This is a genomic window from Kribbella sp. NPDC004138 (assembly GCF_053603655.1).
Window position 1 is genome coordinate 75,136 of sequence record NZ_JBSGFZ010000023.1, and the last position, 12,807, is coordinate 87,942.

General features: G+C 71.3%; 11 protein-coding genes. 3 read left to right on the forward strand and 8 right to left on the reverse strand.

All coding sequences use genetic code 11. The annotated features are described in order from the left end of the window. Positions 1 to 47: 47 nt before the first annotated feature. Genes ACWEOO_RS29550 through ACWEOO_RS29560 form a run of 3 tightly spaced genes read left to right on the forward strand, consistent with a single transcriptional unit; the run spans position 48 to position 3,081 of the window. Positions 48 to 1,055 (forward strand): alcohol dehydrogenase catalytic domain-containing protein, encoded by a 1,008-nt coding sequence (locus ACWEOO_RS29550; protein WP_452145813.1) that lies wholly within the window; start codon positions 48 to 50, stop codon positions 1,053 to 1,055. After that, positions 1,052 to 2,041: a Gfo/Idh/MocA family protein gene (locus tag ACWEOO_RS29555; protein ID WP_452145814.1), complete on the forward strand. Its 990-nt coding sequence runs from the start codon at positions 1,052 to 1,054 to the stop codon at positions 2,039 to 2,041. Before ACWEOO_RS29550 ends, ACWEOO_RS29555 begins: the two co-directional genes overlap by 4 nt. Continuing rightward, the gene (locus ACWEOO_RS29560) at positions 2,017 to 3,081 is read left to right on the forward strand and encodes a class I SAM-dependent methyltransferase (protein ID WP_452145815.1); all 1,065 of its coding nucleotides are present in this window, start codon (positions 2,017 to 2,019) and stop codon (positions 3,079 to 3,081) included. The genes ACWEOO_RS29555 and ACWEOO_RS29560 overlap by 25 nt, the downstream gene beginning before the upstream one ends. On the opposite strand, the gene ACWEOO_RS29565 is transcribed toward ACWEOO_RS29560, so the two are convergent. From ACWEOO_RS29565 to ACWEOO_RS29600, 8 genes are all read right to left on the reverse strand, one after another. Then, entirely contained in the window at positions 3,071 to 4,303 is a 1,233-nt protein-coding gene (locus ACWEOO_RS29565) for an RNA polymerase sigma factor (RefSeq protein WP_452145816.1), read from the reverse strand. The genes ACWEOO_RS29560 and ACWEOO_RS29565 overlap by 11 nt on opposite strands. 129 nt (positions 4,304 to 4,432) lie before the next feature. Beyond that, positions 4,433 to 4,840, reverse strand: a complete 408-nt coding sequence (locus ACWEOO_RS29570; RefSeq protein ID WP_452145817.1) for a TIGR03668 family PPOX class F420-dependent oxidoreductase — start codon at positions 4,838 to 4,840, stop codon at positions 4,433 to 4,435. Beyond that, complete coding sequence (locus ACWEOO_RS29575) at positions 4,837 to 6,429, reverse strand: phytoene desaturase family protein (protein ID WP_452145818.1); 1,593 nt, start codon at positions 6,427 to 6,429, stop codon at positions 4,837 to 4,839. Before ACWEOO_RS29575 ends, ACWEOO_RS29570 begins: the two co-directional genes overlap by 4 nt. A 135-nt stretch (positions 6,430 to 6,564) precedes the next feature. Continuing rightward, positions 6,565 to 7,392, reverse strand: coding sequence for an HpcH/HpaI aldolase/citrate lyase family protein (locus tag ACWEOO_RS29580; protein WP_452145819.1), 828 nt, complete (start codon positions 7,390 to 7,392; stop codon positions 6,565 to 6,567). Between the two features lie 12 nt (positions 7,393 to 7,404). Beyond that, positions 7,405 to 8,589, reverse strand: a complete 1,185-nt coding sequence (locus ACWEOO_RS29585; RefSeq protein WP_363709635.1) for a CaiB/BaiF CoA transferase family protein — start codon at positions 8,587 to 8,589, stop codon at positions 7,405 to 7,407. Beyond that, complete coding sequence (locus ACWEOO_RS29590) at positions 8,586 to 10,574, reverse strand: SUMF1/EgtB/PvdO family nonheme iron enzyme (RefSeq protein WP_452145820.1); 1,989 nt, start codon at positions 10,572 to 10,574, stop codon at positions 8,586 to 8,588. Before ACWEOO_RS29590 ends, ACWEOO_RS29585 begins: the two co-directional genes overlap by 4 nt. After that, positions 10,571 to 11,476, reverse strand: a complete 906-nt coding sequence (locus tag ACWEOO_RS29595; protein WP_452145821.1) for a ribokinase — start codon at positions 11,474 to 11,476, stop codon at positions 10,571 to 10,573. The genes ACWEOO_RS29590 and ACWEOO_RS29595 overlap by 4 nt, the downstream gene beginning before the upstream one ends. Further along, on the reverse strand, positions 11,466 to 12,764 hold the full coding sequence (locus tag ACWEOO_RS29600) for an ADP-ribosylglycohydrolase family protein (RefSeq protein ID WP_452145822.1): 1,299 nt from the start codon (positions 12,762 to 12,764) through the stop codon (positions 11,466 to 11,468). The genes ACWEOO_RS29595 and ACWEOO_RS29600 overlap by 11 nt, the downstream gene beginning before the upstream one ends. Positions 12,765 to 12,807 lie beyond the last annotated feature (43 nt).

The window sequence follows — 12,807 nt, forward strand, 5'->3', positions numbered from 1 at the left end:
CGCGAAGCCTTGTGGCCTGGATTTGCTACGTAGTAAATTCCAGCCCCATGACGCGTACCGCCCTCGCCCCCAGGTTCACCGGAGCCGGCACCATCGAGTTCGCGCACCAGGAGTACCCGGACCCCGGACCAGGTCAGCTTCTGCTCGCAGTCCAGGCCAACGCCCTCTGCGGCACCGACCGCCACCAGTACTACGACGGCTCGTCCGTCGTCCCCGGACACGAAGCCGCCGGCACCGTCCTGCAGGCCGGCGACGGCACCAGCACGCCCGTCGGCACCCGCGGCGCCGTGTTCCTGATGGACTTCTGCGGCGAGTGCCGCAGCTGCAAGTACGGCGCCACCAACCAGTGCTTCGCGAAACGCGCCGACATGGGCTTCACCCACGACGGCGGGTACGGCCCCTACGAGCTCGTGCACGAGACCAACTTCTTCCCGATCACCGACGACATCGAGATCGGCAACGCGACCATGCTGCTCGACGTGATGGGCACCAGCGCCCACGCGCTCGGCCGTGCCGCGCTCGTCCGCCAGGACGTCGAGAGCGTCTACATCGCCGGCGCGGGCCCGATCGGCCTCGGTCTCACCGTGATGAGCAAACTGACCTACGGCGCGGACGTCCCGGTCTACATCTCGGACGTCTCCCGCTGGCGACTCGATTTCGCCGAGACGTTCGGCGCGGTCCCGCTGCTTGCCGACGACATCTCCGCGGCCGGCCACCCGGATGTAGCGTTCGATGCCTCCGGCAAGGAGTCCGCGCGCCGCGCCGCTCTCGACATCATCGGCAAACGCGGCGCACTGATCTGCGTCGGCCACGGCGAAGGCGTGACCCTGAACGCCTCCGGCGACCTGATCAGTCCCGAGCACGCCGTCCTCGGCAGCGAGTACTTCCGGTACGACGAGATGCCCGGCAACCTCGCGCTCTTGTCGGCGCACCAGGACCTGATCGCCCGAGTGATCAGTCACCGCTTCCCGGTCTCGGACATCGCCGAAGCGTTCCGGCTGTTCCTGGCCGGTGAGACCGGCAAGGTCGTCGTCACCCAGGAGGGCGCCGCATGAGGGTCGCGGTTGTCGGCGCCGGCGGTTGGGGCGAGCACCACGCGCGCATCTTCTCCCGGCGCGCGGACACCGAGCTGTGCGCCGTCGTCGGCCGCACGCCCGAGAAGACGCGGGCTCGGGCGGAGAAGTTCGGCACCACGCCGTACACCGATCTCGACCTCATGATGGAGCGCGAACGCCCCGACCTGGTCACGGTCTGCCTGCCGAACGAGGACCACTACGACGTCACGCTGCGCCTCGTGCGGACCGGCGTACCGCTGCTGGTCGAGAAGCCGCTCGTCTTCGACCTGGCCGAGGCCGACGCGCTCCTCGACGCGGCCGGCGACCGGTTCTTCGCGATCAACTTCAACCACCGGTACGCCGAACCCGTGCGCCGCGCGAAGGCCCTGATCGACGCGGGCGAACTGGGCGAGCTGATCTTCGCCACCTGGCGCTTCGGCGGCGAGGCGAACCGCGGCCGGTCCCCGCACGCGAACCTGATCGAGACCCAGTGCCACGGCTTCGACATGCTCGAGCATCTCGTCGGCCCGATCTCCGCGGTCTCGGCGCACATGACCGACAAGACGTACGGCGCGTTCAGCACGGTCGCGCTGGCTCTGGACTTCGAGAACCGCGCCGTCGGCACGATGCTCGGCACGTACGACTCCTCGTACGCCTACCCCGACACGCAGCGGATCGAGATCAACGGCACGAAGGGACGCCTCGTCATCCACGACACCGTCCGCGCGCTGACGTTCTCCAAGCCCGGCGACCCGGTCGAGCAGCGCTGGCATTCGACGTACTTCGATGACGAGGCCCGCGACTTCGCGGGCACCTTCGACCGCCACGTCGACGCGCTGCTCACCGCACTCCGGGCCGGCGACCCACCGCCCGTCCACGCGAGAGCAGGCCACCGCGCGCTCGAACTCGCGCACGCCGCGATCGACTCGCAGGCGACCGGACGGGCAGTACGATCCAATCCATGGACCGGACCAACGCACTCGTAGAGCGCCTCTTCCGGAACGCCGGTGCGGCGCTCGAGCTGTACGCCGTCTACCTCGGCGAGCAACTCGGCCTGTACCGGGCACTCGCCGAGCACGGCCCCGCCACGTCGGTCGAGCTGGCCGAACGCACCCGCACCGACGAGCGCTACATCCGCGAGTGGCTCGAGCACCACGCGGTCAGCGGACTCGTCGACGTCGACGACACCACGGCAGCGCCGACCGAGCGGCGCTACACCCTCCCGCCCGAGCACGTTCCGGTGCTGGCCGACCCGGACAACGTCGACTACCACGGCTACAAGGGCGTCGAGCTCGCCCGCGCAGCGCGGATGCTGCCCGACCTCGTCGAGGCCTACCGCACCGGTGCCGCGCCGCCGCACCAGCCGTGGGAGCCGGAAGGACGCGCGGAGTTCAACCGGCCGACGTACCTGAACCTGCTGGGCAAGCAGTGGCTGCCGGCGATCCCCGAGATCGACCAGCGGCTCCGCTCCGATCCCCCGGCCCGGGTCGCCGACTTCGCCTGCGGCACCGGCTGGTCGTCGATCGCGATGGCGCAGGCCTATCCACGGATCACCGTGCACGGCCTCGACCTCGACGAGGACGCCATCGCCGCGGCGAGCCGGCATGCCCGCGACACCGGACTGAGCGATCGGGTCAGTTTCTCGGTCGCGAACGCGTCCGACGCCGCGCAGAGCGGCCAGTTCGACCTGGTCACGATCCTGGAGGCGCTGCACGACATCCCGCGACCGGTCGATGCGCTGCGCAGCGCGCGGCAGCTGCTCGCGCCGGGCGGCTCGGTGCTGATCCTCGACGAGCTGGTCGAGGACGAGTTCACCGCGCCGGCGTCGGAGCTGGAGCGTTACCACTACGGCTGGAGTCTGATGTCCTGCCTGCCGGAGGCGATGGGCGATCCGGAGTCGGCCGCGACCGGCGCGGTCATGCGACCCGCGACACTGCGCCGCTACGCCACGCAGGCGGGATTCGCCGAGACGCGGATCCTCCCGTTCCAGACCGCACTGTTCCGCTTCTACCGGCTCATCCCGTGACCGCGTCCGCCTTCGCCTGCAGATAGCGCTGCTCCGGGAGGCTGGTCGTACGGCGGGCCGCGGCCAGGTAGTGCTCGTGGGCCTTGGCCGGGTCGCCGGCGCGCTCGTACAGGTGGGCCCGGACCGCGTCCAGGCGATGGGTCTCGGTGATGAACTTGTCGTCCTCGAGGGTCGCGAGCAGGTCGAGGCCGGCCTGCGGACCCTCGACCTGGGCAAGCGCGATCGCGCGGTTGAGCGTCACCATCGGGTTCGGGGCGAGCTTCTCCAGGACCAGGTACAGCGCGAGGATCTGCCGCCAGTCGGTCTCCGCCGCGCTCGGCGCCTCCGCGTGAACGGCGGCGATCGCGGCCTGCAACTGATAGGGCCCGGCCGCGCCGCGGCGCAGTGACTCCAGGGTCAGGTCGGCGCCCTCGGTGATCTGCGCGCGGTCCCACAACGACCGGTCCTGCTCGTCGATCGGCACCAGGCCGCCGTCGGCCGCCGTCCGCGCGGCCCGGCGCGAATCGGTCAGCAGCATCAACGCCAGGAGGCCCGCGACCTCGCCGTCGTCGGGCAGCGCCGATCGCAGCATCCGGGCCAGGCGGATCGCCTCGGCGGTCAGCTCGACCCGCTGCAACTCCTCGCCCGAGCTGGCGGTGTAGCCCTCGTTGAAGATCAGGTACAGGACCTGCAGTACGACGCGCAGCCGCTCGGCCTGCTCCGCCGGCGGCGGCATCTCGAACCGGCTGCCGGCCGCCTTGATGCTCTTCTTCGCCCGGCTGATCCGCGGCGCCATCGTTGCCTCCGGCACCATGAACGCGCGGGCGATCTCCGCCGTGGTCAGACCGCCGACGGCCCGCAGCGTCAGCGCGACCTGCGAAGCCGGCGTCACCGCCGGGTGGCAGCACAGGAACAGCAAGGTCAACGTGTCGTCGGCGTCCGGCGCCTCGTCCACGTCGGCGGCCGGGGAGACCAGCTCTTCCGGGCCGGCCATCGCCGCGACGTTGTCCTCACGCCGCCGCCGCGCGTTCTCACTGCGGAACGCATCCGTGAGCCGACGGGTGGCGACAGTGATCAGCCACCCGCGCGGGTTCGCCGGTACGCCGTCCACCGGCCATTGCGTCGCCGCCGCCAGCAGCGCCTCCTGCACGGCGTCCTCACACAGGTCGAACTGCCCATGCCGCCGCGCCAGGAACCCCAGCACCTGCGGCGCAAGCTCTCGCAGCAACCCCTCCACGTTCACCCCGCCGAGCCTACGCGCCGAGCAGCGGGCGGCTCGACAGGACGTATACGTCCACTGCGCCTCGTCGGCGATCCCGCTGAGCGTGAACTCGGCCGGGCCGGGCGGACACTTCCTGTCGATCGTGCCCGCTCAGGCGTACGACCAGCCAGACCACGCTTCAGCCCGGATCCCGATCACCGGTCCGCGCGGCGGGTCGGCCTCGTACTGCGGGTACTTCGCCGCCAGCAGCTCCACCGCCGCCGCGTGGCCGGGCATCCCTCGCGCGACGCCGTCGACCCGGACCCACCACAGGTGGGTCCAGTCTTCGTCGTACTCGTCCACTAGTACGGCGACCCGCTCGTGGGCCGCGATGTTCCGCAGCCGCTTCAGCGCGGTCGTCGACTTGGGCTTCTGATCGACCGCGATGAACAGTTCGTCACCGTGAACGACGTACGTCACCGGCACCACGTGCGGCCGCAGATCCGCCCCGACCGTCGCCAACCGCCCGACCCGAGCAGCCGCCACCCGAGCCCTGCAGGTCGCCTCGTCGAGTCTCACTTCTGCAGGTGGCGCAGGGTGGCGGTGGGGAGTTTGCGGGTGAGAGGGCCGAGCAGGGAGGCGTCGCGGAGGGCGGTGCGGGCGGCGAGGTGGCCGCAGGCGCCGTGGACGCCGCCGCCGGGGTGGATCGCGGAGCTGCCCAGGTACAGGCCGTCGACGAAGGTGCGAGCGCTGCCCAGCCCGATCGTCGGCCGGAAGATCAGCTGCTGGTGGAGTTGCATCGTGCCGCCGCCGACGGCGCCGAGGCCGAGGGCGGCGTTGCCGGACTCCAGCCCCGACGGGCGCTGCAGGTCCCGCGCGACGACCAGGTCGCCGAACCCGGGCGCGAACCGCTCGATCGCGCGCTCCATCCGGCCGGCCAGCTTCTCCGCGGACGCGTCGTCGGCGACACCGCGCGGCAGGTGCGCGTACGCCCAGACCGCTTCGGCGCCGTCCGGCGACCGGGTCGGATCCGACTTCGTGGTCTGGCCGATCAGCAGGAACGGCTGGGACGGCACCCGCCCGGTGTCCAGGTCGGCGGACAGGTGCACCAGGTCGTCGGCGGTCCCGGCGAGGTGTACGACGCCTGCCGATCGCGCCTCGGGTGAAAGCCACGGGATCGGGCCGCTCAGCCGGAAGTTCAGCTTGACCGTCGGGTAGTCCCACTCGAACCGCTCGTCGAGGTCCCGGCGCAGACCGGCCGGAACGAGTGCCTCAGGCAACAACTCGCGGTACAGCACCGGCGCGGACGTGTCCGCGACCACGGCCCGCTCGACCGCCACCGTCTCCCCCGAGGCCGTGTGGACGGCGGTCACCCGGCCCGCCGACACCTCGACACCGGACACCGGCGTGCCGCCGACCAGCAGCGCGCCGGCGCGCTCGGCCCGTCGGACGAGCGCGCCGGAGAAGGCCGAGGATCCGCCCGCCGCGACCGGGAAGCCGACGTCCTGGGCGAGCATCGCGAGCAGCCAGCCCATCGTGCCGCTGACGGCGCCCGACAGCGACGCGTCCGCGTGCAGCGCGTTCCCGGCGATGATCGCCGGGCCGTGCCGCCCGTCGAACAGTTCCTGGCCCATCCGGTGCATCGGCATCGCCATGAACCGCGCGAACCGGAGCAACTCCCCCGCCGAACCGAGCTTCCGGGCCAGCTGCACGCCCGGGCCGATCGGCGGCCAGGTGGTCAGCAGCGCCTTCAGCAACGGCTCGCGGATGGACACGTACTGCTGGTACAGCCGCAACCATGCGTCACCGTCGCCCGGATGCTCGGCGCCGAGTGACTTCGCGGTGTCCTCCGGATCCGGGTGAATCGCGGCCGCGGAGCCGTCGGTGTCGAGCAGATGGACCAGCGGCAGCGGGGCGTGCGCCCACTTCAGGCCGAACTTCTCCAGCTCGAGCGCGCGGATCACCGGTGACGCGACCCCGAGGGGATAGTTCGAACTGAAACGATCGCTGATCCAGCCGCCGTCCTCGGTCGACCGGACGGCGCCTCCGAACGTGTCGGCGGCCTCCAGCACCAGCACGTCCCAGCCGGCGTCGGCGAGCGTGATCGCGCTCACCAGCCCGTTCGGCCCCGAACCGATCACCACGGCATCAACACTGCGCGGGAGCATACTTCGACCTTAGCCGACCACGCCCCGCGGACCTGTATCACTCACCAACACGCGCCGAGCGACGTCTCGGGCCCTCACGTGAGCGGACGCCGGCCCAGTTGCCGCAGGTTGCTGAGTGGTGGGGGTCCGGGCCGGTCAGCCCCGGTGGGACTCGATCTCCTGCATCAGCGTGGTGAGCTCGCGGGCTCGGCCGATCATTGCCGGGTCGGCCATGCGGCCGTCCGGTAGCACGATCACTCCGCCGTTCGCGATGTCTGCCTTTTCGACCGCGTCCAGCAGTTCCTGCGCGGCGGTGATCTGGGCGGGGGTCGGAGTGAACGCCTCCACGATCGTCGGCAGCTGCCGCGGGTGAATCGCCGTACGGCCGACGAAGCCCAGTGCCCGGCCTTCCTGTGAGGTCTTTCGCAGGCCGTCCAGGTCGTTGACGTTCGGGTAGACCGACATCATCGGGGCACCCAGGCCCGCGGCTCGGGAGGCCGAGACGAGCCGGCCGCGCGCCCACATCAACCCCTCCGGGCCATCCACGCCGAGCGCGCTGGACAGGTCTGCCTCGCCGAGCGCGACCGCGACCAGCCGCGGGTCGGCGGTGGCGATCTCGAACGCCCGCTCCAGACCCAGCGGGGACTCGATCAGCGCAGTGATCCTTGCCGACGGCACCTTGTCCAGCACCGCGTGGACGTCCGCCGCGCTCTCCACCTTCGGCACCCGCAACCGCACCTGCGGTACGGCGCGGATCGCCGCCAGGTCGTCCTCGATCCAGGGCGAGTCCAGCGCATTCACCCGGATCTCGACCGGCCCGCGGGCGTTCGCGGCGACCCAGGCGACCGCCCAGCCGCGCGCATCCGCCTTGTCGGCGACCGGTACGGCGTCCTCCAGGTCGAACACCACCAGATCGGGGCCCGCGGCAACAGCTTTCGCGAACCGGTCCGGCCGGTTGGCCGGTACATACAGTGCGGTCAGCACCTCAACGCCCCCTCACACCACTCCAGCTGCTCGCAGCGCCGCCACCTGGTCCGGCGTCACACCGATCTCGGCGAGCACCTCGTCGGTGTTCGCACCGTGCGGCCGACCGGCCCACTTGATCTCCCCCGGCGACTCGGACAGCCGGAACAGCACGTTCTGCATCTGCACCGGGCCCAGCTCGTCGTCGTCCACGCTGACGATCGTCCCGAGCGCGGCGTACTGCGGGTCGGTCATGATCCCGCGGATGTCGTGCACCGGCCCGACCGCGGCCTCGGCCTTCTCGAACTCCTCCATCACGAGCTCCAGCGACCGCGCCGCGATCCACGACCCGACCGCCTCGTCGAGCTCGTCGGCGTGCTGGGCGCGCTCGCGTCCGGTCGCGAACCAGGGCTGCGCGACCAGATCGGCGCGCCCGACCAGCGTCAGCACGCGCTCGGCGATGCTCTGCGAACTGGTCGACACCGCCACCCAGCGGCCGTCGGCGGTGCGGTAGACGTTGCGCGGAGCGTTGTTCGACGAGCGGTTCCCCAGCCGCGGCTGCACGTACCCGGTCTGCTGGTACGCCGTGATGCCGCCGCCGAGCATCATCAGGATCGGCTCGATGATCGCCATGTCGATGACCTGCCCGGCCCCGGACCGGTCCCGTTCGCGCAGCGCGACCAGGACGGCGTACGCCGTGGCGAGCGCGGTGATCCCGTCCGCGAGGCCGAACGGCGGCAGCGTCGGCGGGCCGTCCGGCTCGCCGGTGACCGCCGCGAACCCGCTCATCGCCTCGGCCAGCGACCCGAAGCCGGGACGCCGCGACCACGGACCGACCTGCCCGAAGGCCGTCACCCGCGCGATCACCAGCCGCGGGTTCGCCGCCAGCAGCACGTCCGGGCCGAGGCCCCAGCGCTCCAGCGTCCCGGGCCGGAAGTTCTCCACCAGGACGTCGTTCTGCCGGACCAGGTCGAGGAACACGTCCCGGCCGCGGGACAGGTCGAGCGTCGCGAGCCGCTTGTTCCGGCCGAGAGTCTTGAACCAGAGCCCGACACCGTCCTTCGAGGCGCCGTGCGTGCGCGCCGCGTCCGGCCGGGACGGGTGCTCGATCTTCGTGACGTCGGCGCCGAAGTCGCCCAGGAAGGTCGCTGCCAGCGGCCCCGCGAACAGCGTCGCCGCCTCCAGCACCTTCACCCCGTCGAGTGGAGCAGGTCTCATCCTGCGCACCTGAAGCCGATGTTCTCCGAGCGGTCGAGGCCGCCGCCGGTCAGCACCAGCTTGAAGCTGACGTCCGGCTCCTGCGGGCCGCCGTCGGCGTACCAGTCGGAGCCCTCGGCGACGTAGTGCGAGCCGCCCTTGAGGATGCAGAACCGGCTGCGTCCGTCGCGGTGCTCGCTCTCGGTCAGGTTCCACACCAGCGGCTCGCGCCGGGTGAACCCCTCGGCGAGCGCGGCGAGCTGCCACTCGTCCTCGCTGGGCAGCCGTCCGCCACGCCAGGCGGCGTACGCCCGGGCGTCCGGCAGGTCGACGTACGTCACCGGCTGGTCCTCGGTCCCGGGGGCGGGCGCGCCGTCGACCCAGTGCTTCAGGAACCGGTTCGCGACCAGCGGACGGTAGCCGGTCGCCTGCAGGAACGCCTGGTACTCCGCGTTGGTCACCTCGGCGACAGCCACCGAGCATCCCGGCAGCGACACCTCACGCGTCACCGTCTGGATGTCGTGCAGGCGAGGCGGCAGCGGCTTCCACTCCTCGACGTACGGCGCGGTGTCGTACAGGCCGGTCTCGCGCCGCCGGTGCCGGACGATCAGCGTCTGCTCCCCCGCCGGTACGTCGACCGTCGGGCCGATCTCGGCGGGACCGGCGACCGGTGGTGCGACGACCCGCTCGGCCGGCCGCATCGGGAACGCGGACTCGTCGACATGGGCGCGCGGCATCGTGCCCAGCCGGCGCGCGGTGGCCCGGCAGGAGGCGCCGGCGGTGGCGCCGACACGGACGATGCCGGCCACGCCGCGGCCCGGCACGACCAGATGGACACCGTCGTCGTCCGCGGTGATCGGGACGCCCGTCGTCACGTCGTACCAGTCGCCGACCTGGTCCTCGGAGCGCAGCACGATGCCCTCGAAGTCCTCGTCGTGACGGTTGATCAACGTCCAGAACGTGATGTCCGCCAGGTCGAACCGGGACCCGTGGACGCCGTGGTCGCGGGCCTTCTCCGGGATCTCCGGCGTCAGCTGGATCCAGTCGCCGTTGATCAGCACCGGCGCGAACGCCCGTTGCGCGGCGACCATCCGGCGCAGCGTCGCGCGGTCGCGGGCGTTCCACCCGACCCACGCCGAGAACACCGACTCCCAGACCAGCATGCCGACGCCGTTCACCCAGGCGGACTGCAGCTCGTCGCTGTGGTCACGATTCCACCGGCGAGTGTGGTGCATCATGTGCCGGCGCTCGAACAGGTGCGCCCGCAGCACGCCGGGCGCGTGGGTGTCGGCGAACCACTGCGCCCAGGACAACGCATGGTCGCCGATCCTTGCCATCGGCAACCGTGACTCGCCCTCCAGCGCGATCGCGGGGTTCGCCTGCCGGATCGCGCGGGTGAACGCCGGGTCGCCCTCCTTCAGCGTGTCCAGGAACACGCCGTCGACCGTGTAGTCGGTGACCAGCGCGGCGAACTCGTCGGCGTCCGAGCGGTCCGCGCGGCGGGTGCCGACGTCCCACGGGTTGTAGTCGAAGAACACCTTGAGGCCGAGCCGGTGCAGGTCGTCGATCAGTTCGCGCAGGCCGGGCACGTCGCGGTAGAAGTCGAACTGGTTGCGGTCGTCGATCCCGATCACCGGGTAGGCGTGCCAGAGCACGATCGCGTCGTACCCGCCGAACTCGGCGATCCCGTGCTCGACGAACTTCTCCGGGGTGAACTTCCCGGTCTCAACGTTGTAGAGCAGGTCGTCCCAGAGCCAGACCAGCGCCACCGAGTACGCCGTCTGGGTCCACTCGCGACCGGGTTCGTCGTAGTGCGAGCCGTCGTACCGGGTCCGCTCGATGGCACCGAACCGCCACTCGGCCAGCTTGGCGCGCCACCGCGGCAGGTCGGCCGGGTCGTCCGGCGCGCCGAGGATCTTGGCGTCGTCCAGGAAGGACGGGTCGATCGCGAGCCCAAGGTCGACCCTGGCGGGTAGGTCGATGGGCCGCGGTTCGAGCGGATTCACAGGTACACCTCCGCATAACGCGCGTCGATTGCATCCCCGTGCGGCACGGAGGGAATCGCCCCCGCGGCCTGAACACTCAATGAAGCAGCAACGTTAGCGCGTCGGACCGCGTTCGTCAGGTCGCTTGCCGTGATCGAGTCGTTAGTTGATTCGGCAGCCAACGTGGCGACCAGTACTCCGCAGAACGTGTCTCCCGCCGCGGTCGTGTCCACGACCTCGACCGGTACGCCGGGAACCGCGATCTCCTCGGCCTCGCGGGTCAGGATCACCGCGCCCGCCCCGCCGAGCGTGACCACCGCGGCCGGCACCTGCTTCAGCAGCGCGGACCGGTCCGGCCCGGCGATCGCCGCGGCCTCGGTCTCGTTCACCACCAGCAGGTCCACCTCGGCGAGCAGCTCGTCCGGGAGCTCCGCGGCCGGTGCCGCGTTGAGCACGAAGTACTTCGCCACCGCGGCCGCCGCCTGCACCGTCGGGAACGGGATCTCCAATTGGGAAAGGACGATTTTCGCATCGCCGATCGCAGTCAGCGCGGCCGCGGACAAGGTCAGCTCGCCGTTCGCGCCCGGGGCGACGACGATCGAGTTCTCACCGCCGTCCTCGACAGTGATGATCGCCGTACCCGTCGGGGCGTCGCTGGTCGTCGCCAGCGACAGGTCGACACCTTCGAGCGCCTCGCGCAGCAGTGCGCCGCCGTCGTCGTCACCCAGCGCGACCACCATCGCCGTCCGGGCCCCCGCGCGCGCCGACGCGACCGCCTGGTTCGCGCCCTTGCCGCCAGGACCACGTGTCATCGCACCGGCGAGAACCGTCTCGCCCGGTCGTGGAATGCGCTGAACAGGCAACACAAGATCCACATTCGCGCTCCCCACCACCAACACATCAGGTACCACGTCAGGCTCCACCCCGGGCCACCTCCACAGTCCTCCGCGCCAGCTCGTCGATCGCGATCTGGTTCATCCCCGGGAGGCTCGTGGCCACCCGATTGTCCAGTGGTGCGGACCACTCTGCCGGAACCCCGCGCGTCCCGCCAAAAACCGCGCCCACGGTGGCACCGGCCGAGTCGGTGTCCCAGCCGCCCATCACCGCGCGGCCGATCGCCGTGGTGAAATCCGCAGCGGTCAGCGCATACGCGGTGAGGGCGGTGTTGTTCACCGCGTGCACCCAGTGCAGGTCGCCGTACTCGTGGTGCAGCGCGTCGAGCGCGTCGTCCAGCTCGGCGTCGGCGAGGCTGAGCCCGAAGCGGACCGCGCGGGCGATCGCGCCCTGACCGCCGATCACGTCCAGGCCGGCGACCGCGGCCTCGACCGGATCGTCGAGCACCAGCGCGGCCGCGGACATCGCGGCCACCCAGAGCGCGCCGTCGACCCCGGCGCCGGTGTGACTGAGCCGCGCGTCGACCAGCGCGAGCCGCGCGGCCGCGGTGCGGTCGCCGGGATGCGCCCAGCCGTAGGCGTCGGTCCGGATCTGGGCGCCGATCCATTCCCGGAACGGGTTCCCGACGACGGCCGCGCGGGCCGGCTCGATCCCTTCCAGAAGGTTGCGGTAGGCAACACGCTCGGCGGTGAACACGCGGCCGGCCGGCAGGTCGCCGAGCCAGCTCTGCGCCACGTCCTCGGTGGTCAACCCGGGACCGAAGCGCTCCATCATCACCAGCGCCAGGATCGCGAAGTTGATGTCGTCGTCCTCGGGCATGCCGTCGATGACCTCGCGCAGACTGTTCACCTTCGACCGCCGGTTCCACGGCCATCGCTGCTGCACGTCGTCGGGCACGCCGATCGCGGTGATGTACTGCGTCAGCGGCCACTGACCGGAGCTGACCAGAATCTCCCGGATGCCCTCGCGCGGGATCTTCTCCACCGGCTTGCCGAGCAGGTTCCCGGCCATCCGGCCGAGCCAGGCGTTCAGTGTGCGGGTCTCGAGATCGACCGGCGCACCCAGCGACGGCAGCTCCGGGATCACCGGCTCGCGCCAGTCCCCGGTCCGTGCGTCGAGCAGGTCCAGCAGCTCGCGGGCGAGTGCCCGCAGCGCGGGGGTCGCGGGCTCGTCGGAGGCGCCCGACACGGGCGCGTCCGTGGTCCCGCCGGCGGCCAGCCAGCGGGCCTGGACGTCGGTGACGTCGACGCCCTCCGACCGCGCCTGGACCAGTTGGTGCGGGAGGAGGTCCTCCGGCTGCACCCAGGTCAATCTCATCGAGGCTCTTCCTTCCCCTGTTGCGCCAGGCGAAACACACACC

What these genes read in the sequence shown, in the direction of transcription:
- ACWEOO_RS29550 (WP_452145813.1), top strand. Translation starts at nt 48, where the DNA reads ATGACGCGTACCGCCCTCGCCCCCAGGTTCACCGGAGCCGGCACCATC.
- ACWEOO_RS29575 (WP_452145818.1), bottom strand. Translation starts at nt 6,429, where the DNA reads ATGCTCCCGCGCAGTGTTGATGCCGTGGTGATCGGTTCGGGGCCGAAC.
- ACWEOO_RS29600 (WP_452145822.1), bottom strand. Translation starts at nt 12,764, where the DNA reads ATGAGATTGACCTGGGTGCAGCCGGAGGACCTCCTCCCGCACCAACTG.
- ACWEOO_RS29560 (WP_452145815.1), top strand. Translation starts at nt 2,017, where the DNA reads ATGGACCGGACCAACGCACTCGTAGAGCGCCTCTTCCGGAACGCCGGT.
- ACWEOO_RS29585 (WP_363709635.1), bottom strand. Translation starts at nt 8,589, where the DNA reads ATGAGACCTGCTCCACTCGACGGGGTGAAGGTGCTGGAGGCGGCGACG.
- ACWEOO_RS29555 (WP_452145814.1), top strand. Translation starts at nt 1,052, where the DNA reads ATGAGGGTCGCGGTTGTCGGCGCCGGCGGTTGGGGCGAGCACCACGCG.